Source organism: Pseudomonas sp. MF08817, from assembly GCF_059862705.1.
Window position 1 is genome coordinate 20170 of the sequence record NZ_JCBCUY010000004.1, and the last position, 21250, is coordinate 41419.

Sequence of the window (21250 nt, forward strand, 5' to 3'; positions counted from 1 at the left end):
AAACGGGCCGGATGAACGGCCAGGCTCGAGTCAGGCGCGCCAACGCCAGCGGGCCAGGGCCTTGATGACTTTCATCCAGAGTTTGCGAGTGACCACCACGATGGGGTTTCCAGAACAGGGTTGGGCGACGTCGGGCAACGTTACCCCGGCGCCCGAGTCCAGGCAACCGGGAATTAGCCGGCGCAAGTCGTCGATCACCAGAGTCGGCGACTCTTCGGCAATCGGCCGCCCGTGGTTGTAGCCGTAGCTCAAGGCCACACACTTGACCCCCGCCGCTTTCGCCGCCAGCACGTCGCTGCGCGAATCGCCGACGAACAACGATTGCGAAGCAGGGACGTTGGCCATTTTCATCACGAAAAACAACGCCGCCGGGTCGGGCTTTTTTTGCGCCAGGGTGTCGCCGCCGATGATCCAGCGGAAGTACCGGCCGATCTTCATCTCGTCCAGCAACGGCGCGACGAAGCGCTCGGGCTTGTTGGTAATCAGGGCCATTTCCACGCCCTGCTTGTGCAGCCACTTGAGGGTGTCGCGCACGCCGGGGTAGACCACCGTCAGCTCATGGCCATCGGCGTAGGCCTCCATGAAAATCTCCAGGGCATGCTCGGCTTCGACGTCATCGACCTCACCATGCTCGATGCCCCCCGCCAACGCCCGGCGCACCAGCACCGGCGCACCGTTGCCGACCCACTGGCGCACCGCGTCGAGGCCGGCCGGGGCGCGGCCCATCTTGAGCAGCATGTGATCCACCGCCACCGCCAGGTCCGGGACCGAATCGATCAACGTGCCATCCAGATCGAACATCACCAGGCGCGGCAGGCTGCCGGGGAACAGCTGCTCAAAGCCGCTCATGGGCGGGCCAGAGCCAGTTCGGCGCGCATCTTGGCGATCACTTCACGGTAGTCCGGGGCATTGAAAATCGCCGAGCCGGCGACAAAGGTGTCGGCGCCCGCCGCAGCGATTTCACGGATGTTGCCGACGTTCACGCCGCCGTCGATTTCCAGGCGGATATCGCGCCCCGACGCATCGATCAGGGCGCGCGCCTCGCGCAGTTTATCCAGGGTCGCGGGGATGAACTTCTGCCCGCCGAAGCCTGGGTTGACGCTCATCAGCAAGATCATGTCGACCTTGTCCATCACGTATTTGAGCGAGTCGAGCGACGCCGCCGGGTTGAACACCAGCCCCGCCTTGCAGCCGCCTTCGCGGATCATTTGCAGGGAGCGGTCAACGTGGATGGTGGCATCCGGGTGGAAGGTGATGTAGGTCGCGCCAGCTTCGATGAAGTCGCCGATGATGCGGTCTACCGGCGAGACCATCAGGTGCGCGTCGATGGGCGCGGTGATGCCGTACTTGCGCAGCGCGGCGCACACCATCGGGCCGATGGTCAGGTTGGGGACGTAATGGTTGTCCATGACATCGAAGTGCACGATGTCGGCGCCAGCGGCGAGAATGTTGTCCACTTCCTCGCCCAGGCGAGCGAAATCGGCGGAGAGAATCGACGGAGCAATAGCGAAGGGCTGCATGACGCACCTTTTTTGAGCAGGATCACGGTGGCGCGCATTGTATACCTCATGCTTTGGCGTGCGCACGGCGATGATCGGTCCATGTGGGGGTGGACGATAGCTTGCCTGCCCGGGGTGTCCAGTGTGTTGTTCCAGATCATGGTCGAGGGATCACCGCGGGTTCCCTCTGTGGGAGCAACTGTCTTATCCCTACCCTTCGTCACCGCCACTGCGTGCCGCCATCGCGAGCAGGCTCGCTCCCACAGAGGAAAAATGAAAATCCCACCCGTACCACAGTTGAACTGTGGGAGCTGGCCTGCCCGCGCCTAAAGGGGCAACTACACCTGCGCCGTGCGCAATTTCTCGCTGCGCCCACGCAGCCATTCCAGGGTCAGCAGCAGGATCACCGAGAAGGCGATCAGCATCGTCGCGGCGGCGGCGATGGTAGGGCTGAGGTTCTCGCGGATACCGCTGAACATCTGCCGCGGCAGGGTCGCTTGCTCGGGGCCAGCGAGGAACAGGGTCACCACCACTTCATCGAAGGAGGTGGCAAAGGCGAACAGCGCCCCGGAAATCACCCCCGGCGCGATCAGCGGCAGGGTCACCCGGCGGAACGCGGTGAGCGGCGAGGCGCCCAGGCTGGCCGCCGCCCGCACCAGGTTGTGGTTAAACCCCTGCAAGGTCGCCGACACGGTGATGATGACAAAAGGCACACCCAGCACCGCATGCACCACGATCAACGAGAAGAAGCTGTTGCCCAGGCCCAGCGGGGCGAAGAACAGGTAGCTCGCCACGCCGATAATCACCACCGGCACCACCATCGGCGAAATCACCAGGGCCATCACCAGCGCCTTGCCGGGGAAGTCGCCACGGGTCAGGCCAATCGCCGCCAACGTGCCGAAGATCATGGCCAGCACCGTCGCCGCCGGGGCGACGATGATGCTGTTTTTCAGGGCGCGCATCCATTCGGCCGAGGCGAAGAAGTCCTGGTACCAGTGCAGGGAGAACCCCTGCAACGGGTACACCAGAAAACTGCCGGAGTTGAACGACAGCGGAATAATCACCAGCACCGGCAGGATCAGGAACAACAGGATCAGCCCGCAAAGAATGCGCAAGCTGTAGAACCACACCCGTTCGATGGGCGACATGTAGGGGCTCAGCATTTCATTCTCCTCAGGTTCAGCTCAGGCGCAGGCGACTGGCGCCCACCAACCAGCTGTAGATCAGGTACAACACGATGGTCGCCAGCAGCAACAGGCCGCCGAGCGCGGTCGCCATGCCCCAGTTGATGCTGGTGTTGGTGTAGAACGCGACGAAGTAGCTGACCATCTGATCGTTGGGGCTGCCCAGCAGCGCCGGGGTGATGTAGTAGCCGATAGCCAAGATGAACACCAACAGGCACCCGGCGCCCACACCGGCGTAGGTCTGTGGGAAGTACACCCGCCAGAAACTGGCGAACGGATGGCAACCCAGGGAAATCGCCGCGCGCATGTAGGTCGGGGAGATACCCTTCATCACGCTGTAGATCGGCAAAATCATGAACGGCAGCAGGATGTGCACCATCGAGATGTACACGCCGACCCGGTTGAACACCAACTCCAGGGGTTTATCGATCACGCCCATGGCCATCAATGCGCCATTTATCAGCCCGCCCGATTGCAGCAGCACGATCCACGCCGCCACCCGCACCAACACGGAGGTCCAGAACGGCAGCAGCACCAGGATCATCAACAGGTTGCTCTGGCGTGCCGGCAAGTTGGCCAGCAGGTAGGCCAGCGGATAGGCCAGCACCAGGCAGATGGCGGTAATCACCAGGCCCATCCAGAAGGTGCGCGCGAAGATATCCAGGTAAATCGCCTGGTCGGGCGTGGCCGGGGCCACTTCGCCGAGGTCGTCGATGCGGTGGTCCACCGCCGCCAACAGGTAGTACGGGGTCAGGCTGCTGGTGTTGCGGCGGATCGCCTGCCAGTAGGCCGGGTCGCCCCAGCGCTCATCCAGGGCTTCCATCGCATCTTTATACGAGGCCGGTGGCGTGGCGAACGGCAACGCCCGGGCGGTTTTGGTCAGCAGGCTGCGGTAGCCGGCCAACTCCATGTTCAGACGCTTGGACAGATCGCCCAGGGTTTGATTCTTGCGCGCTTGCGCCAGGTCTTCGCTGGCAGCCTGGTACACCGCCTCGCCGGGCAAGCCACGGCCATCCCAACCGGCCACTGCCACCACGGTACGCGGTAAGCCGGCGACCACTTCCGGGTTGCCGACGCTTTTGTAGAGCAGCGCCACGATCGGCACCAGGAACACCAGCAACAGAAACAGCACCAATGGCGCGATCAGGGCCTGGGCCTTCCAGCGGTTAAGCCGCTCGGCCCGGGCCAGGCGCTGCTTGAGGTTGGGGCTGGTGACCTCGTTCAAGGGAACGGCGATGGCCATGGCGAACTCCACAAATCTTTGATCGTTGCCCAGGCGGACCGCCTGGGTATGGTTGGCTGCTTCGTCCCACTGTGGGCGCGAGCAGGGCTCGCTCCCACAGCAACACCCAAGCTTTAAGCGTTACTTAGCCGCCCAGGAGTTGAAGCGTTGCTCCAGTTGCTCGCCGTTGTCGGCCCAGAAGCTGACGTCGATCTGCACCTGGTTGGCGATGTTTTCCGGGGTGGTAGGCATGTCCTTGAGGATGTCCTTGTCCAGCAGCGGCACAGCCTGGGTGTTCGCCGGGCCGTAGGCGATGTTCTGCGAGTAGGTCTTCTGCTGCTGAGGCTGCACGGAGAAGGCGATGAATTTCTTCGCCGCGTCGGCGCGTTCCTTGCTCAGGCCACGGGGGATGGCCCAGGCGTCGAAGTCGTAGATGCCGCCGTTCCACACCACTTTCAGGTTGCTTTCCTTCTGTACCGCAGCGATCCGGCCGTTGTAGGCCGAGCTCATCACCACATCACCAGAGGCCAGGTACTGCGGCGGCTGGGCGCCCGCTTCCCACCACTGGATGCTGGGCTTGAGTTCGTCGAGTTTCTTGAAGGCGCGGTCCTGGCCATCCTTGCCGGCCAGTACTTTGTAGACGTCCTTGGGCGCGACACCGTCGGCCATCAGCGCGAATTCCAGGGTGTACTTAGCGCCTTTGCGCAGGCCACGTTTGCCCGGGAACTGCTTGGTGTCCCAGAAATCCGCCCAACTGGTGGGCGCGGTTTTCAGCTTGTCGGCGTTGTACGCCATCACCGTCGACCACACGAAGAAGCCCACGCCGCACGGCTGGATCGCGCCTTTGACGAAATCGTCGGCCTTGCCCACCAGAGCCGGGTCCAGGGGCTCGAACATGTCTTCATCGCAACCGCGCGACAGCTCCGGCGATTCGACTTCCACTAGGTCCCACGACACGCTCTTGGTATCGACCATGGCCTTGACCTTGGCCATTTCGCCGTTGTACTCGCCGGCCACGATCTTGCCGTGGCCCGCCGCTTCCCAGGGTGCGTAGAAGGCTTTGACCTGCGCTGCCTTGTTCGCCCCGCCAAAGGACACCACGGTCAGGTCCGGGCCTGCCGCCATCGCGTGTGCCGCACCGATCATGCCCATAACCAGGGCGCTGAATTTCAGGGATCTCAACATTTATTGTTCTCTCCACGTGCAGGGTTGGGGGTAAAGCCTGTGGGCGATCAGTTCGCCTCTAGAAGTGGGTCGAGCGCGCGAACGTGCTCCACCTGCCAGCCAAGCGGAACCACATCGCCGACTGCCAGCGTCGGGTCCAGTTCGGCAATCGGTTGTTTCACGAAGAAGTCGGTCTTGCCGCAGACTTCCAAGCGAACGCGGACGTGGTCGCCCAAGTAGATGAACTCGGCCACCCGCCCAGAAAAACGGTTGGTGCAGCTGGCGCTGGCGCCGTTGAGGCTGACCCGCTCCGGGCGCACCGACAGGGTCACCGGCTCGCCAGGCTTGCCGACGTTGACCGCCAGCGCCTCGACCTTCTCGCCACGGCCCAGTTCGACCACGCAGCGCTCGCCGTCCTGGCTGTGCAAGCGGCCATTGAGGCGGTTGTTTTCGCCGATGAAGTTGGCGACGAAGGTGTTCTTGGGTTCTTCGTAGAGGGTGCGCGGGGCGGCGATCTGTTGGATTTCGCCCTGGTGGAACACCGCTACCCGGTCCGACATGGTCAGGGCTTCGCCCTGGTCGTGGGTCACGTACACCACGGTCAGGCCGAGGCGCTCGTGCAGGTGCTTGATTTCCATCTGCATGTGTTCGCGCAGTTGTTTGTCCAACGCGCCGAGGGGTTCGTCCATCAGCACCAGTTGCGGCTCGAACACCAACGCCCGGGCCAGTGCAACCCGCTGCTGCTGGCCACCGGAGAGTTGCGCCGGGTAGCGCTGGGCGAAGGCATCGAGTTGCACCATGCTCAGCACCCGTTTGACCCGCTCGCTGGTGTCGGTCTTGTTGAAACCGCGCACCGACAGTGGGAACGCCAGGTTCTCGGCCACGGTCATGTGGGGGAACAGCGCGTAGTTCTGGAACACCATGCCGATATCGCGCTTGTGCGGCGGCACGTTGTTGATGGCGCGCCCGGCGAGCTGGATCTCGCCGCTGGTGGGCGTCTCGAACCCGGCCAACATCATCAGGCTGGTGGTTTTGCCCGACCCCGAAGGCCCGAGCAGGGTGAGGAACTCGCCCTTGCGGATTTCCAGGTTGAGGTCTTTGACGATCAGGTTCTCGCCGTCATAGCTCTTTTGCACGCCACGAAAGCTGACCAGCACGTCATTGGCCACAGCGCTTGAATCGACCTCGCTCATACCCGCACCTTTTGTTCTTGATCGTTGGGACTGCCATGGACCCAGACTAGAGGAGGCGCAAACACCGGCAAATCGGGGCGTAGGAGAGATTCGCCTAGGCCCTATGGAAATTTCAGTGTAGGGAACGCCCTACACGGATGGCGGGATTAGGTAAGAGCAGACGCACGTATTGAGCGGCAAGCTGCAAGCGCGGGGGGTTGGGGGATGTCGCAAATGGATAACTGAGAGATTTTTTGTGGGAGCGAGCCTGCTTGCGATGGCGTCCTCAGCCCACCTGCTATCTACAGCAGCTTGTGTTCCATGGCGTACTTCACCAGTTCGGCCAGGGAGGTGATGTTGAGTTTCTGCATCAACCGCGCCTTGTGGGTACTGATGGTCTTGCTGCTCAGGGCCAGTTGCTGGGCGATGTCGTTGACGTTGGCGCCCTGGGCCAGGCGCTCGAACACCGAGAATTCGCGCTCGGACAACAACGAATGCAGGGGCCGCGAGTCCGTCAGGCCCACCTCGAAAACCATGCGGTCGGCCAGATCCGGGTCGATGTAGCGCCCGCCCGCCGCCACCTTGCGGATGGCCGTGAGCAGCAGCGCCGGGTCGCTGTCCTTGGTGGCGTACCCGGCCGCGCCCACCTTCAACGCCCGCGCGGCCATTTGCGCTTCGTCGTGCATGGACAACACCAGGATCGCCGGCGGGTTGTTCAGCGCACGGATCCGCGGGATCGCCTCCAAGCCATTGACGCCGGGCATGGAGATATCCAGCAGCACCACTTCGCAGGGCACGTGGCGTAGGGTTTCGAGCAACTGCTCGCCATTGCTCGCCTCCCCCACCACCAGCAAGTCCTTGGCCAGGCCAATCAACTGCTTGATGCCCTCACGCACGATGGTGTGGTCTTCGGCTACCAGTACACGGATCACAGGGGTTTCCTTTTATTGGTCTGATGGCGAGTACCGCTTCGTAGGGGAGATCAGCGGCTGTGGGGGCACCTACCCATCCACCGGCACCCGCACACTCAAGGTCGTGCCCTCCCCCGGTTCGCTGTCCAGGTTCAGGCTACCGCCCATAATCAGCACCCGTTCGCGCATACCTACCACACCAAAGGATGTTGGCCTACCGAGAGGGGCGATGAATCCTACGCCGTCATCGCTGACGCAAAGGCACAAATCACCACCCTCCAGGGTCAATGTCAATTCGACAGTATGCGCTTGAGCGTGGCGCATGACGTTGGTCAATGCCTCCTGAAGGATGCGGAACAAGCCAATGGCCTTGGCGTCGCTGAGGGCCGGCAGGTTGTCCGGCACCTGCACCAGGCACGGGATCTGGGTGCGCGCCTCGAACCGCCGCGCCTGCCATTCAATGGCCGAAGCGATCCCGGCATCGAGGATCGGTGGGCGCAGCGCCGTGGCCACGTCGCGCACCAGTTGGAAGAGCTGGGCGATCAGGCGTTTCATGCTGTTGAGGCGTTCGTGTAGCCCCGGGTCGAGCTGGGCGTAGGCCAGTTCGCACATGGAGGTTTCCAGCTTCAGCACGGTGAGCATCTGCCCCAGTTCGTCGTGCACTTCCCGGGCGATCCGGGCTTTTTCTTCTTCGCGCACGCTCTCCAGGTGCGCCGACAACTCGCGCAATTGCTCGCGGGAGCTGGCCAGCTCCAGCTCGATGCGCTTGCTCTCGCTGATGTCCCAGACGATGCCGTCCCACACCACCGCGCCATCCTCCAGGCGCCGGGTGATGGCCTTGATCTCGGCCCAGCGCTGGCCGCCCTGGCGGGTGACGATACGGCCCTGCCACGACCAGTCGCTGTCGGTGTCCAGGGCCTGGTCCTGGGTGCGGTGATAACTGGCCTTGTCGTCGGGGTGGACGAGGCTGCGCAAGCCCATGTCGCGATGGCGCAGCACGGCCGGCGAGTAACCCACCAGGCTCTCGCTGCCTTCGCTGATGTAGGCAAAGTCGATCTGGCCGGTCACCGGCGCCCGCTCCAGGCGGAACACCAACCCCGGCACGTTCGCCGCGATGCCTTGCAGCCGCGCGTCGCTCTCCTGCAACGCGGCGAGGGCGCGGCGGCGCTCGGTGACGTCGTTGAGGTACACCACCAGGTATTCGCCGCCGCCAAAGCGCAAGAAACTCAGGGAAACGTCCGCCGGCAGAATGCTGCCATCGGCGCGCACGCAGTTGCTTTCAAAGGTTTGCGGCCCGTCCTCGCTGGCGCGGGCGCGCTTCCACAGGGTCAACCAACGGTCCATGTGCAGGCCCGGCTCGAAGTCGATCAGCGGCCGGTCGATCACGCCGCCGTCGGGGTAGCCGAGCATGGTTTGCGCCGCCCGGTTGGCGTAGCGCACGTGGCTGTCCCAATTGACCCAGAGGATGCCCACGGTGCTTTGGTCGATGGAAAACTGGGTCAGGCGCAGCGCTTCTTCGCTGGCCTCGCGCTGGGCAATATCGGCCTTGGCGGCCAGAAGGCGTTGCTCCAGGCTGTGCTGCTGGCGCCGCTGCCACGTCACGATGGCCATGCAACTGAGCAGCAACGCCCCCAGCAACAGGCACAGGTTCTGCCAAAACCCGCGGGATTCGGTCAGGCGCGGGTACTTGGGTTGCAGCCAGCGGTTGTGCAGTTGCTCCAGGTTGCGCGCGGGGATGGCGTGCAGTGCGCTTTCGACAACCGCCGAGAGCTGCGGCCAGTCGCGGCGCGTGGCGATACGCAGCAACTGCGGCAAACCGATATCACCGACCACCGCCAACCCGGCGAACTCCGGCTCCACCGACAGGCGGCTGAGCTGCGCCTCGTCCACCACCGCGTAGCGCGCCTGCTGGCTAAGCAGCAGTTGCAGGGCCTGGCGCTCCAGCGGCACGCCTTGCAGGTTGAGGTGGCTGTAGGTGGTGCGCAAATAGTCGGCCACGGTGCTGGGCATGCGCACGGCGACGCGGGCCTGGTTGTCGAGTTTCTCCAGCTCCACCGCACCGGCGCCCTTGCCCTCGCTGACGATCAACTGCGCCACACGCATGTAGGGGTCGGAAAAATGCCACAAACGCAGGCCCGCTGGGGTCTGGCTCAGGCCCGGGGCGAGGTCGATTTCGCCGTTGCGCACCGCCGCGTCCAGTTGCGCCTGGTCGTTGAAGTTGCGCCAGGTAAGTTCCACCTCCAGGGACTTGGCCAGCCACTGCATCAGTTCCACGTTGGCCCCGGACAGGCGTTGCAGGCGCCGGTCGAATTGCGCGTAAGGCGCTTGCAGCACCACACCCACCCGCAGCTCGCGGTGCTCGGCCAGCCATTGGCGCTGCTCGGCATTCAACGGCGCCAACGCCACGGGTAGCTCGGGCGCGGCCCACGCCATCAAGGGAAAAACAAAACAGCCGATAACCCAAAGGCAGCAATAACGCATCATCTGAACGCTCGCACACTGACAAATACTGACCAACCCATTAGGCTGCCGGGAATATTTCTGGCCTGGAAAATCCGATGCCCCCTGTCTACCGCTCGGCACTGCCAGCATTGTGCCTGTCGCTGATCCTGCCCTGTGCCTTTTCCGTGCAGGCCGCCGACCCAGCGCCAGCCGCCACGGAAAAACCCGTCGAAGAACCAGCCCCCCAGCGCCAGCCGCTGCTATAGCGTAGTCAGGAAGATGCCGCCGCACTTGAGCGAATTATTCCCGCCCAGGAGCAGCAACAGCTACAAACCGGTAGCGATACTTTCCTGGCCCTGTGGAAACCGGCCAACGCCGGCGAGCCCAAGGGCGCGGTGATTATCGTCCCAGGCGCGGGCGAAACGGCTGACTGGCCGCAAGTTATCGGCCCTTTGCGCACCAAATTGCCCGATGCCGCGTGGAGCAGCCTGAGCCTGACCCTGCCTGACCTGTTGAGCAACGCCAGCCAAGCCCGGGTGGTAGAAGCCGCCCCGCCCGCCGTAAGCGCCGACACCAGCAGCAAGGACGCTGCCACCGCGCCGCCCATCGAACAGGCTGCCGGCGGTGAAGCGCCCCTGGCTGACAGCCCCGAACCGGTCACCGACACGATCAAGGCCGACGCCGAGCGCATCTTCGCCCGCATCGACGCCGCCATCGCCTACGCCGAGCAGCAAAACGCCCGCAGCATCGTGCTACTGGGCCACGGCACCGGCGCCTATTGGGCGGCCCGTTACCTGAGCGAAAAACAACCGCCGCAAATCGAAAAGCTGCTGATGGTCGCCGCCAAGGCCCCGATCAACACCCAGCCGCCTCTGGTCGAGCTGACCCCAACCCTGAAAGTGGCCATCGCCGATATTTTCTACAAAGACACCGAGCTGGCGCGTAGCGCCGCCCGGGAACGCGCCCAGGCCAGCAAGCGCAGCAAGTCCGCGAACTTCAAGCAGATCACCCTCAAGACCCTGCCCGGCAACAGCGCCGCCGAACAGGAACAACTGTTCCGCCGGGTGCGGGGTTGGTTGAGCCCGCAGCCAACGCAAGGTTGATTCAAAACACGGTGGGAAACTGTCTTGCCAGTGCCAGTGCCGCTATCGCGAGCAGGCTCGTTCCCACAGAGGAAAATGAAAAGTGGGAGCCGGCCTTGCCCGCGATAAGGCCGGCACAGCCAAGCCCAACCACCGCTATCGCGAGCGGGCTCCCACACACACTCGCGCGCACCTGACCTACCGAAAATCCCGGCGCTGGCGAATCATCGTATAGGCGCTGTGCAAGTCGCGGGTTTTCTCCGTCGCCTCGCGCACTTGCTGCGCCGTGGCGCCGGTGCCGGCGACCTTGTCCGGGTGATGGCGGCTGAGCAGGCGCCGGTAGGCGCGTTTGATCTGCGCAGGCTCAGTGGTAGAGGTTACGCCCAGCAGGCGCAACGCCTCCTGATAAGTCCCGGTGCTGTGGGTAAGCGGTTTGCGCTGCGGGTCGTATTCACTGGCCAGCGCCTGCACCTGCTGCGGCGTCCAGCCCAGCCACTTGCCCCACGCCGCGATCAACTCACGCTCGGCGGCGCCCACCCGGCCATCGGCCCAAACCATGCGCCAACACGCGCGCAGCACGCCTTCGGCCGCGTGGGGCTGGGCCCGCAAGTGGCGCAGATAGCCTCGCAGGCGATCCCCTCCAGCCTTGCCGCGATTGAACGCCGCAATGGCACGCTTCTGCGCCGGCTCGCTCAGGCTCAGGGCGCGCATTTCCTGGCGTGCCTGCTGGATATGGCCATCGACGACCTGGCCGTCGCTCTTGGCCAAACGCCCCAGCAACACGAACAACAATTCGTCATTGCGCAGCGCCGGGCGCCCGCCCAACCGCTCGCGCACATGGGCCCAACTGTGCAGTTGCAGGCGCCGGTCCAGCGCCTGCCCCAACAACGCGCCCAATAAGGCCCCCGGAATGCTGGCAATGGCAAAACCTGCTCCGGCTCCAATCAGAGTCCCTGGCCACAACATCTCAGCGCCTCGCTTGCAGCAGGAGTTCAGCCTGGGCCAAACGTTCAGGCGTGCCCACATCCACCCATTGGCCTTGCAGGTGTTCGCCACTCACCAGGCCCTGGGCCATGGCGCTGCGCAACAGCGGCGCCAGCTTGAACGGCCCGGCCTCGCAACCGGCGAACAAGCGCGGGTGGAGCACCGAAATGCCGCTGAAGGTCAGCGCGGTCGAGCCCGGTGTAGCGTCGTGAATGCGGCCGTTTTCCAGGCAGAAGTCACCGCCGCTGGGGTGATGGGGCGGGTTGTCCACCATCACCAGGTGCGCCAACCCTTGCAGCGGCCGGCGCAGGGCGCGCAAGTCGTAGTCGGTCCAGATATCGCCGTTGACCACCGCGAACGGCTCATCGCCCAACAGCGCCAAGGCGCGGAAAATCCCACCGCCGGTTTCCAGCGGCTCACCTTCGGGGGAATAGCGGATGCTCAAGCCCAGGCGCTGGCCATCGCCCAGGTAGTCTTCGATTTGCTGGCCAAGCCAGGCGTGGTTAATCACGATTTCGCGAAAACCCGCCGCCGCCAGCGCCCGCAGGTGATGCTCGATCAACGGCACGCCGCCCAACGGGATCAGCGGCTTGGGCGTGGTCAGGGTCAAGGGGCGCATGCGCTCGCCCTTGCCCGCCGCCAGGATCATCGCCTTCATCGCGCCGCTCCAGCGCGCAGGCTCGCGAGCAACTCACCCAGTTGCGCCAGCTCCGGCCGGCGGGCCAGCACCGCTTCTATATAAGAGAAGAAGCGCGGCACGTCCGCCAGGTAGCGCGGCTTGCCGTCGCGGTGGCAGATGCGGGCAAAAATGCCGATCACTTTCAAATGGCGTTGCACGCCCATCAGGTCGCTGGCCCGCAGGAAATCATCAAACTGCGCCTGCACCGCAATGCCCAGGTTGGCGGCCTGCTGCCAGTAATCCTTGAGCCAGCCTTCCACCCGCGCCTGGGGCCAACTGAGAAAGGCGTCCTTGAACAGGCACGTCACGTCGTAAGTCACCGGGCCGTAGACCGCGTCCTGGAAATCCAGCACACCCGGGTTGGGTTCGCTCAGCATCAGGTTGCGCGGCATAAAGTCGCGGTGCACCAGAACCTTGGGCTGGGCCAGGGCGCTGTCGATCAGCAGGTCACTGACCTCTTGCCACAAGGCCTGCTGACGCGCATCGAACGCCACGCCCAGCTCGCGCTTGACGTACCACTCGGGGAATAACTCCAACTCCCGGCGCAACAACGCCACGTCGTAACTGGGCAGCGGCTCGTCCATCGGCAACTGCTGCAAGGCCAGCAACGCCTGCAAGGCATCCTTGAACAGCGCATCGGCATTTTCGCCGTCGATCACATCCAGGTAGGTCTGGTTGCCCAGGTCATTGAGCAAAAGAAAACCGCGCGCCAGGTCTTGGGCGTAAATTTTCGGCACGTTAATGCCCGATTTCGCCAACATCGCGGCGATATCCACGAAGGGTTTGCAGTTTTCCTGCGGCGGCGGCGCGTCCATGACCACAAAGCTGCGGCCCTCGCCTTGCCAACGGAAATAACGGCGAAAACTCGCGTCGCTGCTGGCCGCGGTCAACGTGGCCGGGGGCACGGCACCCCAACCTTGGGCGCTGAACAACATTGCCAACTGCTCATCGAGCCAAACTTTCAGGTGTTGCAAGCGTACATCTTGGTCAGGCATTACAAGGGTCTCCGACGGCGCTAGCCGTCAAGCGGGTCATGCTTTATTATCCAGCATCTTTTTCAGACCATCGAGAGGCGTGCGGCCCACACCGCGGGCAGATGGCACGCAGGAAGCCCGGACTAATAAGATGGCATTGAAATCCCCCGCGTTTCGTAAAAAATTTCCGTTGTTGGTTACCGGCAGTCTGCTGGCCCTGCAACCTCTAGCCACTTCGTTCGTGGTCGCCGCGGAACAGTATGACTGCTCAGTCTCTGCTTCGGGTGCCTGGGACTGCGCGCCTAAAGCTCCAGCGGCTCAACTGCCGCCGCGCCCCGTGCATGACGGTGCCGCGCTCAGTTCGGGCGGCGACAGCCCGGCCGGCACCAGCAGCGGTGGCGAAACCGCCGCCCAAACTACGCTGGTTACCGAAGCCAAGGGCCGCGGCCTTAAGTCGCGCAGTGCCGACTACAGCCACCTGGACTGGGTCCCGCGTGAACAACTGACCGCCGCGCAACTGGCCGAGACCGGTCCTTATTGCTCTGGTTCCTATATCGAACCGATTCGTCCTGGCATGAATGACAAGACGAATAAAAGTGATGCCCCGACCTTCATCGGCGCCAAGGCATCGCGTTACGAGCAGGAACAACAGGTCGCGACCCTGGCCGGTGACGTCGTCATGCGCCAGGGCAGCATGCAGGTGGAGGCCGACGAGGCCAACCTGTATCAGGCCGAGAACCGTGGTGAACTCAACGGCAACGTACGCGTCCGTGACAACGGTGCCCTGCTGGTGGGCGACCACGCCGACATCCAGCTCGACACTGGCGAAGCCAAGGTCGACAACGCCGAGTACGTGCTGCACAAGTCGCGTATCCGCGGCAGCGCGCTGTACGCCAAGCGTGCCGAGAACGCGATCATCCGCCTCAAGGATGGTACGTACACCTCGTGCGAACCCAACAGCAACGCCTGGCAGCTCAAAGGCAACAACATCACCCTGAACCCGGCCACTGGCTTCGGCACCGCGACCAACGTCACGCTGCGCGTCAAGGACATCCCGGTTCTGTACACCCCGTACATCTACTTCCCGATCGATGACCGTCGCCAGTCCGGCTTCCTGCCGCCGACCATCGGCAGCGGCAGCGACACGGGCTTTATGCTCGTCACGCCGTACTACTTCAACATCGCGCCCAACTACGATGCCACGTTGTACCCGCGCTACATGAGCAAACGCGGCCTGTTGATGGAAGGCGAATTCCGCTACCTGACCAAAAGCAGCGAAGGTCAGTTCGGCGCCGCGTACCTCAACGACGACAACGACGATCGCAAGAAGCAGACCGACTCCGAAAAGACCCGCTACCTGCTCAACTGGCAGCACAAGGGTGGTCTTGATTCGCGCGTCATGACCGAGGTCGATTACACCAAGATCAGCGACCCGTACTACTTCCAGGACCTGCAAAGCGACCAGATCGGCGTAGACAGCCGCACCTTCGTCAACCAGCAAGGCGCCGTGACCTACCGTGGCGACAGTTACGCCGCCCGGATCAACGCCCAGGCCTACGAGTTGGCGACAGTTTCCAACATCACGCCGTACAACCGCTTGCCACAGATCACCTTCAATGGTGCGTTGCCGGTCCAGCCGGGCGGCTTGAATTTCGCTTACAACACGGAAATCGTGCGGTTTGATCGTGATCTTCGGAATGGCACTTACCTTGATGAAAACGGTGGGCCTTTTGACCCCAAGACTGGGAAATTTGGTCGTCCACGCATAGATGAGAACGTTCAGGGTCTGGCTCGCGCTAACGGCAACCGTCTAAATCTGGAACCAAGTGTCAGTCTGCCATTGAACTGGTCCTATGGTTTTATCAAACCAGCGCTCAAGTACAAGTACACCCAGTACGATCTTGATCTGGACCAACAAGGTAAAGACACACTGCGAACTGGTGAGTCCTATAGCAGCAGCCAAAACCTCAACGTCCCAATTGCAAGCATTGACAGCGGCCTGTACTTCGACCGAGGCACGCAATGGTTCGGTAAAAACTACCGTCAGACTTTGGAACCACGCCTGTTCTATCTCTACGTGCCAGAGAAAGATCAGTCCGACATTCCTGTCTTCGACACCAGCGAAAGCACCTTCAACTACGCCTCGCTGTTCCGTGACAACCGTTTCACCGGTTCCGACCGTGTGGGCGATGAGAACAAGCTGTCCCTGGGCGTAACCAACCGCTGGATCGAAGACAACGGCTTTGAGCGCCAGCGCATCAGCATCGGCCAGGCCCTGTACTTCAAGGACCGCGAAGTTCAATTGCCAGGTGTCGATTTCAAGGATCGTGCCGACGCCCAGTCCAACGTCTCGCCTTACGCACTGGAATACGAGTTCCGCTTCAACCGTGATTGGCGCACCACAGCCGACTACAACTGGGATCCGGATAGCCGCAGCCCGCGCTCGGGTAGTGCGATGTTCCACTACCAACCGGAAGACAACCCGAACAAGGTCATCAACGCCGGTTATCGCTATCGCAACGACCAAGTACGCTACGACCAGACAACCGGCAAGTGGCAGATGGGTGGCAATTATGGCGAAGAAGGCAAACCCGGCTTCGTGAAGGACTACTACAAGATCCAACAGCACGACTTCTCGGTGATCTGGCCGATCGTGCCGCAGTGGAACGCCATCAGCCGCTGGCAGTATGACTACAACCGCAACCGTACCCTGGAAGCCTTCGGTGGTTTCGAGTACGACAACTGCTGCTGGAAACTGCGCCTGATTAGCCGTTACTGGGTCAAGTACGACGAATTCAGCCAGGAAGCCCCGGAAAACGAACGTGGCGACCATGGCATCTTCCTCCAAATTGTTCTCAAGGGACTCGGCGGCGTGACCGGCGCCAAAGTAGAGAGTTTCCTCGACCAAGGCATCCAAGGTTATCGTGAACGTGAAGACCAAGCTTTCTGATTCTCTGCGCCCGCTGATGCTGGGCGCGCTGTTCCTGGGCACGGCCGCCAACGCCGCCGTGCAGTCCATAGACAGAGTCGTGGCCATCGTCGACAACGACGTGGTGATGCAGAGCCAACTGGACCAGCGTGTCCACGAAGTGCAGCAAACCATCGCCAAGCGCGGTGCCGGCCTGCCGCCTCCGGGCGTGTTGGACCAGCAAGTGCTGGAGCGCCTGATCGTCGAAAACCTGCAACTGCAGATCGGCGAACGCTCCGGCATCCGCATCACCGACGAAGAACTGAACCAGGCCATCGGCACCATTGCGCAACGCAACAACATGAGCGTCGAGCAGTTCCGCGCCGCACTGGCCCGCGACGGTCTGTCTTATGAAGACGCCCGCGACCAGGTGCGCCGCGAGATGATTATCAGCCGTGTGCGCCAGCGCCGCGTGGCTGAGCGTGTGCAGGTCACCGAACAGGAAGTGAAGAACTTCCTCGCCTCGGACCTGGGCAAGATGCAGCTCTCCGAAGAGTTCCGCCTGGCCAACATCCTCATCCCGACACCAGAAAGCGCCAACTCCGAAGCCATTCAGGCCGCAGCACGCCAGGCTGGCGACGTGTATCAGCAACTCAAGCAAGGCGCTGACTTTGGTCAGTTGGCCATTGCTAAGTCCGCCAGTGAAACCGCGCTGGAAGGCGGCGATATGGGCTGGCGCAAAGCCGCACAATTGCCACCGCCGTTCGACCGCATGCTCAGCACCATGGCCGTGGGCGACGTGACCGAGCCGATGCGCACACCGGGCGGTTTCATCATCCTGAAGATCCTCGACAAGCGTGGCGGTGAAGCTCAGGTCCGTGACGAAGTGCATGTGCGCCACATCCTGATTAAACCGAGCGAAATCCGCAGCGAAGAAGAAACCAAGCGCCTGACGCAGAAGCTCTACGACCGCATCGTAGCGGGCGAAGACTTCACCGAACTGGCGAAGAGCTTCTCCGAAGACCCGGGTTCTGCGTTGCACGGCGGCGATCTCAACTGGATCGACCCCAACGCCCTGGTGCCCGAGTTCCGCGAAGTGATGGCCAAGACCCCACAAGGTCAGCTGTCCAAGCCGTTCAAGAGCCCTTATGGCTGGCACGTCCTGGAAGTCCTTGGCCGCCGCGCCACCGACAGCACCAACCAGGCCCGCGAGCAGCAAGCGATGACCGTGCTGCGTAACCGCAAATACGACGAAGAGCTGCAAACCTGGCTGCGCCAGATCCGCGACGAAGCCTACGTTGAAATCAAACTGCCTGGCGCCGACCAGGCGCAGCAGTGAAACCCAAGCGTTTCGCGCTGACACCCGGCGAGCCGGCGGGCATTGGTCCAGACCTGTGCCTGTTGCTCGCCTCGCAACCCCAGCCACATCCCCTGATCGCCATCACCAGCCGCGACCTGCTCCTTGAGCGGGCCGCGCAACTGGGCGTGGTTGTCGATTTACTGCCCGTCGCACCGGGCAACTGGCCCGACAGCCCGGCCCCCGCCAACAGCCTCTATGTGTGGGACACCCCGCTACAGGCCAAGGTCGTGGCCGGACAGCTGAACCAAGCCAATGCAGCGTTCGTCCTCGAAACCCTGACACGTGCAGCCCAAGGCTGCGTCGATGGGCATTTCGCAGCGATGATTACGGCGCCCGTGCACAAAGGCGTTATTAATGAAGCGGGCATCCCGTTTTCCGGCCACACAGAGTTCCTCGCCGACCTGACCCACACTGAGCAAGTGGTGATGATGCTGGCGACCCACGGTTTGCGTGTGGCGCTGGTGACCACTCACCTGCCCCTGCGCCAGGTGGCCGATGCGATCACCGCGCAGCGCCTGGAGCGGGTCACGCGGATTCTGCACACCGACCTGCAACAAAAATTCGGCATTGCCCGGCCACGTATCCTGGTCTGCGGGCTCAACCCCCATGCCGGTGAAGGTGGACACCTGGGCCATGAAGAAATCGACATCATCGAACCCACCCTGGAGCGTCTGCGCACCGAAGGTATGGACCTGCGCGGTCCCCTGCCCGCCGACACTCTGTTTACCCCCAAATATCTGGAGCACTGCGACGCAGTGCTGGCGATGTACCACGACCAGGGCCTGCCCGTACTGAAATACAAAGGTTTCGGCGCGGCAGTCAACGTGACCCTCGGCCTGCCGATCATCCGCACCTCAGTCGACCACGGCACTGCCCTGGATCTGGCCGGCAGCGGCAAAATCGACACCGGCAGCCTGAAAGTCGCCCTGCAAACCGCCTACCAGATGGCCGAGACTTGTTTATGACCGAGCACTACCAACACCGGGCGCGCAAGCGCTTTGGCCAGAACTTCCTGCACGATGCCGGCGTTATCGACCGCATTTTGCGGGCCATAAACGCCAAACCCGACAATCGCCTGCTGGAAATCGGCCCGGGCCAGGGTGCCTTGACCGAAGGCCTGCTCAACAGCGGCGGCCAGCTTGATGTGGTGGAACTGGACAAAGACCTGATCCCGATCCTCAACCAGCAGTTCGCCGGCAAAAGCAATTTCAACCTGCACCAGGGCGATGCGCTGAAGTTCGACTTCACCAGCCTCAACGCCGCGCCCGGCAGCCTGCGGGTGGTGGGCAACCTGCCGTACAACATCTCCACGCCGCTGATTTTTCACCTGCTGAATAACGCCAACCTGATCCGCGACATGCACTTCATGCTGCAAAAGGAAGTGGTCGAACGCCTCGCGGCCGGACCTGGCGGCGGTGACTGGGGTCGTTTGTCGATCATGGTTCAGTACCACTGCAAGGTCGAACACCTGTTCAACGTCGGCCCAGGGGCGTTCAACCCGCCGCCTAAAGTCGACTCGGCCATCGTGCGCCTGGTGCCCCACGCCGTGCTGCCGCATCCGGCCAAGGACCACCGCATGCTCGAACGGGTCGTTCGCGAAGCCTTCAACCAGCGCCGCAAAACCTTGCGCAACACCCTGAAAAACCTGCTCAGCACCGACGAGATCCAAGCCTGCGGCGTTGACGGCAGCCTACGCCCGGAGCAACTGGACCTCGCGGCGTTCGTGCGCCTGGCCGATGCCCTGAGCGATCAACTCGCTGCAGCCCCGCGCGCCGACTGACAAGGCGCCCGCGTGATCGGGTAAGACACCAGGCCTCATGTCTGGTTTACTACCCGATACTTGGCCTAGACTGACTCAACCAGTCCTGTCCCGCGCTCCGCTTTGCTTCCTAAGGCCTTTTGCATGTCCGATCCTCGTTATCAGGTCGACGTCAGCGTCGTCACCCGCTTTCTGGCAGAACAATCGCAACCCGAGCAAAACCGCTTTGCCTTCGCCTACACCATCACCGTGCACAACAATGGCCAACTCCCGGCCAAATTGCTGTCGCGGCATTGGGTCATTACCGACGGCGACGGTCATGTCGAAGAAGTTCGTGGCGCTGGCGTGGTGGGTCAGCAACCGCTGATCGCCGCCGGCCAAAGCCACACCTACAGCAGCGGCACGGTAATGACTACCCGCGTGGGCAACATGCAGGGCAGTTACCAGATGCTCGCCGAAGACGGCAAACACTTCGACGCCATCATCGCGCCCTTTCGCCTGGCGGTGCCCGGAGCCCTGCATTAATGGCGACCTACGCTGTCGGTGACCTGCAAGGATGCCTGGAACCTCTCAAATGCCTACTCGACCAAGTCAGCTTCGACCCAGCCAAGGATCGCTTGTGGCTGGTCGGTGACCTGGTCAACCGCGGCCCTGAGTCGCTGCAAACCCTGCGTTTCCTGTACAGCATCCGCCAGTCCCTGGTGTGTGTGCTGGGCAACCATGACCTGCACCTGCTGGCGGTCGGCCATAACATCGAGCGCCTGAAAAAGGGCGATACCCTGCGCGAAATCCTCGAAGCGCCGGATCGCCCTGAACTGCTGGAATGGCTGCGCCAACAAAAACTGATGCACTACGACGAGCAGCGCAACATCGCCCTCGTACATGCCGGCATCGCGCCACAGTGGAGCCTGAAAAAGGCCCTCAAGTGCGCAGCGGAAGTCGAGCAAGCCCTGCGCGACGACAGTCTCGTCGCCCCCTACCTCGACGGCATGTATGGCAACGAGCCAAGCAAATGGGACAACGACCTCAAGGGCGTGACCCGCCTGCGGGTTATCACCAACTACTTCACCCGCATGCGCTTTTGCACCGCCGAAGGCAAGCTCGACCTCAAGGGCAAGGAAGGCGCCGACACCGCGCCGCCGGGTTACGCGCCATGGTTTCGCCATAAAGACCGCAAGACCCAAGACGTGAAAATCATCTTCGGCCATTGGGCGGCGCTCGAAGGCCAATGCAACGAGCCCGGCATCTTCGCCCTCGACACCGGGTGCGTGTGGGGCGGCGCCATGACCCTGCTCAATATCGACACTGGCGAGCGCCTGAGCTGCGACTGCGACGCCGAAGGCCATGCCAAGGCCGCCCAACCCACCCCTCACGTCCAGGCTGCGGTAAAACGCTGACCGCGCCCCCACCCGAACCTAGGAGCCCGCCATGAGCGAATTCAAACGCATCCCTCCCGAACAAGCCCAGACTCTGCGCGCGCAAGGCGCGGTCGTGGTCGATATCCGCGACCCGCAAATCTATGCAGCGGACCACATCAACGGTGCCAAGCACCTGGATAATCACTCCATCAGCGACTTCATCCGCGGCGCCGACCTCGACGCCCCCACGGTGGTTGTCTGCTATCACGGCAACTCCAGCCAAAGTGCTGCGGCCTATCTGGTCAGCCAGGGTTTCTCGGACGTCTACAGCCTGGATGGCGGTTTTGAACTGTGGCGTGCGACTTATCCGACAGAAACCGAGCCAAGCCCCCAGGAATAATTTTTTACAGCGCTGCAGCCCACGCCCGCCGTGGGCTGACGAACGGTAGGCGCGAACTAATTGTGTATTCGCCCTTGACCTCCCGGATTCCGAACTATCCTTAGCCACAGGCCATCCAAAACAGGGGAGAGCCGGTACACCGGCGTGTGGGT

Annotated in this window: 18 protein-coding genes and 1 pseudogene; 8 read left to right on the top strand and 11 right to left on the bottom strand. The window is 62.7% G+C overall.

Going from position 1 to position 21250, the window contains the following annotated elements; all coding sequences use genetic code 11:
* Positions 1-30 precede the first annotated feature (30 nt).
* The 8 genes from AC19YR_RS03750 to AC19YR_RS03785 form a co-directional block, all read right to left on the bottom strand.
* Positions 31-849, bottom strand: a complete 819-nt coding sequence (locus tag AC19YR_RS03750; protein WP_095108977.1) for a phosphoglycolate phosphatase — start codon at positions 847-849, stop codon at positions 31-33.
* A complete protein-coding gene (gene rpe / locus AC19YR_RS03755) occupies positions 846-1520 on the bottom strand; it encodes a ribulose-phosphate 3-epimerase (RefSeq protein ID WP_095108976.1) in 675 nt (224 codons plus the stop codon). The genes AC19YR_RS03750 and rpe overlap by 4 nt, the downstream gene beginning before the upstream one ends.
* A gap of 317 nt (positions 1521-1837) precedes the next feature.
* On the bottom strand, positions 1838-2662 hold the full coding sequence (locus AC19YR_RS03760; protein WP_095108975.1) for an ABC transporter permease: 825 nt from the start codon (positions 2660-2662) through the stop codon (positions 1838-1840).
* A 16-nt stretch (positions 2663-2678) separates the two neighbouring features.
* Positions 2679-3926 carry an ABC transporter permease gene (locus tag AC19YR_RS03765; protein ID WP_095108974.1) on the bottom strand — a complete coding sequence of 416 codons (1248 nt, stop codon included), beginning with the start codon at positions 3924-3926 and terminating at the stop codon, positions 2679-2681.
* Between the two features lie 120 nt (positions 3927-4046).
* Positions 4047-5090 carry an ABC transporter substrate-binding protein gene (locus tag AC19YR_RS03770; RefSeq protein ID WP_500597230.1) on the bottom strand — a complete coding sequence of 348 codons (1044 nt, stop codon included), beginning with the start codon at positions 5088-5090 and terminating at the stop codon, positions 4047-4049.
* A 47-nt stretch (positions 5091-5137) separates the two neighbouring features.
* Positions 5138-6262 carry an ABC transporter ATP-binding protein gene (locus AC19YR_RS03775; protein ID WP_500597231.1) on the bottom strand — a complete coding sequence of 375 codons (1125 nt, stop codon included), beginning with the start codon at positions 6260-6262 and terminating at the stop codon, positions 5138-5140.
* A 281-nt stretch (positions 6263-6543) separates the two neighbouring features.
* On the bottom strand, positions 6544-7173 hold the full coding sequence (locus AC19YR_RS03780; RefSeq protein WP_003210977.1) for a response regulator: 630 nt from the start codon (positions 7171-7173) through the stop codon (positions 6544-6546).
* Positions 7174-7242: 69 nt separating this feature from the next.
* On the bottom strand, positions 7243-9636 hold the full coding sequence (locus AC19YR_RS03785) for a PAS domain-containing sensor histidine kinase (protein WP_500597234.1): 2394 nt from the start codon (positions 9634-9636) through the stop codon (positions 7243-7245).
* A gap of 74 nt (positions 9637-9710) precedes the next feature.
* Between AC19YR_RS03785 and AC19YR_RS03790 the strand changes: the two are divergent.
* Positions 9711-10697, top strand: a pseudogene (locus AC19YR_RS03790) (alpha/beta hydrolase family protein).
* A gap of 177 nt (positions 10698-10874) precedes the next feature.
* On the opposite strand, the gene AC19YR_RS03795 reads toward AC19YR_RS03790, so the two are convergent.
* Genes AC19YR_RS03795 through AC19YR_RS03805 form a run of 3 tightly spaced genes read right to left on the bottom strand, consistent with a single transcriptional unit; the run spans position 10875 to position 13334 of the window.
* Entirely contained in the window at positions 10875-11642 is a 768-nt protein-coding gene (locus tag AC19YR_RS03795; RefSeq protein WP_500597235.1) for a TerB family tellurite resistance protein, read from the bottom strand.
* Between the two features lies 1 nt (position 11643).
* Positions 11644-12318: an N-acetylmuramate alpha-1-phosphate uridylyltransferase MurU gene (murU, locus tag AC19YR_RS03800; protein ID WP_500597237.1), complete on the bottom strand. Its 675-nt coding sequence runs from the start codon at positions 12316-12318 to the stop codon at positions 11644-11646.
* A complete protein-coding gene (locus AC19YR_RS03805) occupies positions 12315-13334 on the bottom strand; it encodes an aminoglycoside phosphotransferase family protein (RefSeq protein WP_500597238.1) in 1020 nt (339 codons plus the stop codon). The genes murU and AC19YR_RS03805 overlap by 4 nt, the downstream gene beginning before the upstream one ends.
* 130 nt (positions 13335-13464) lie before the next feature.
* Here AC19YR_RS03805 and AC19YR_RS03810 point away from each other — a divergent pair, with 130 nt between their 5' ends.
* The 7 genes from AC19YR_RS03810 to glpE all read left to right on the top strand — a co-directional run bounded on the left by AC19YR_RS03810 (position 13465) and on the right by glpE (position 21098).
* Positions 13465-16263: an LPS-assembly protein LptD gene (locus AC19YR_RS03810; RefSeq protein ID WP_500597239.1), complete on the top strand. Its 2799-nt coding sequence runs from the start codon at positions 13465-13467 to the stop codon at positions 16261-16263.
* Entirely contained in the window at positions 16244-17560 is a 1317-nt protein-coding gene (surA, locus tag AC19YR_RS03815; RefSeq protein WP_500597241.1) for a peptidylprolyl isomerase SurA, read from the top strand. Before AC19YR_RS03810 ends, surA begins: the two co-directional genes overlap by 20 nt.
* Positions 17557-18546: a 4-hydroxythreonine-4-phosphate dehydrogenase PdxA gene (gene pdxA / locus AC19YR_RS03820; RefSeq protein WP_500597243.1), complete on the top strand. Its 990-nt coding sequence runs from the start codon at positions 17557-17559 to the stop codon at positions 18544-18546. The genes surA and pdxA overlap by 4 nt, the downstream gene beginning before the upstream one ends.
* Positions 18543-19361 (top strand): 16S rRNA (adenine(1518)-N(6)/adenine(1519)-N(6))-dimethyltransferase RsmA, encoded by an 819-nt coding sequence (gene rsmA / locus AC19YR_RS03825; protein WP_500597245.1) that lies wholly within the window; start codon positions 18543-18545, stop codon positions 19359-19361. Before pdxA ends, rsmA begins: the two co-directional genes overlap by 4 nt.
* A 123-nt stretch (positions 19362-19484) precedes the next feature.
* Entirely contained in the window at positions 19485-19865 is a 381-nt protein-coding gene (gene apaG, locus AC19YR_RS03830) for a Co2+/Mg2+ efflux facilitator ApaG/CorD (protein ID WP_095108963.1), read from the top strand.
* Positions 19865-20737, top strand: a complete 873-nt coding sequence (locus AC19YR_RS03835) for a symmetrical bis(5'-nucleosyl)-tetraphosphatase (protein ID WP_095108962.1) — start codon at positions 19865-19867, stop codon at positions 20735-20737. The genes apaG and AC19YR_RS03835 overlap by 1 nt, the downstream gene beginning before the upstream one ends.
* Before the next feature lie 31 nt (positions 20738-20768).
* Complete coding sequence (glpE, locus tag AC19YR_RS03840) at positions 20769-21098, top strand: thiosulfate sulfurtransferase GlpE (RefSeq protein WP_095108961.1); 330 nt, start codon at positions 20769-20771, stop codon at positions 21096-21098.
* The last annotated feature ends 152 nt before the right edge of the window (positions 21099-21250 follow it).

Coding starts and splice junctions, on each gene's coding strand:
- AC19YR_RS03750 (WP_095108977.1), bottom strand. CDS start 849: ATGAGCGGCTTTGAGCAGCTGTTCCCCGGCAGCCTGCCGCGCCTGGTG.
- rpe (WP_095108976.1), bottom strand. CDS start 1,520: ATGCAGCCCTTCGCTATTGCTCCGTCGATTCTCTCCGCCGATTTCGCT.
- AC19YR_RS03760 (WP_095108975.1), bottom strand. CDS start 2,662: ATGCTGAGCCCCTACATGTCGCCCATCGAACGGGTGTGGTTCTACAGC.
- AC19YR_RS03765 (WP_095108974.1), bottom strand. CDS start 3,926: ATGGCCATCGCCGTTCCCTTGAACGAGGTCACCAGCCCCAACCTCAAG.
- AC19YR_RS03770 (WP_500597230.1), bottom strand. CDS start 5,090: ATGTTGAGATCCCTGAAATTCAGCGCCCTGGTTATGGGCATGATCGGT.
- AC19YR_RS03775 (WP_500597231.1), bottom strand. CDS start 6,262: ATGAGCGAGGTCGATTCAAGCGCTGTGGCCAATGACGTGCTGGTCAGC.
- AC19YR_RS03785 (WP_500597234.1), bottom strand. CDS start 9,636: ATGATGCGTTATTGCTGCCTTTGGGTTATCGGCTGTTTTGTTTTTCCC.
- AC19YR_RS03795 (WP_500597235.1), bottom strand. CDS start 11,642: ATGTTGTGGCCAGGGACTCTGATTGGAGCCGGAGCAGGTTTTGCCATT.
- murU (WP_500597237.1), bottom strand. CDS start 12,318: ATGAAGGCGATGATCCTGGCGGCGGGCAAGGGCGAGCGCATGCGCCCC.
- AC19YR_RS03805 (WP_500597238.1), bottom strand. CDS start 13,334: ATGCCTGACCAAGATGTACGCTTGCAACACCTGAAAGTTTGGCTCGAT.
- AC19YR_RS03810 (WP_500597239.1), top strand. CDS start 13,465: ATGGCATTGAAATCCCCCGCGTTTCGTAAAAAATTTCCGTTGTTGGTT.
- rsmA (WP_500597245.1), top strand. CDS start 18,543: ATGACCGAGCACTACCAACACCGGGCGCGCAAGCGCTTTGGCCAGAAC.
- apaG (WP_095108963.1), top strand. CDS start 19,485: ATGTCCGATCCTCGTTATCAGGTCGACGTCAGCGTCGTCACCCGCTTT.
- AC19YR_RS03835 (WP_095108962.1), top strand. CDS start 19,865: ATGGCGACCTACGCTGTCGGTGACCTGCAAGGATGCCTGGAACCTCTC.
- glpE (WP_095108961.1), top strand. CDS start 20,769: ATGAGCGAATTCAAACGCATCCCTCCCGAACAAGCCCAGACTCTGCGC.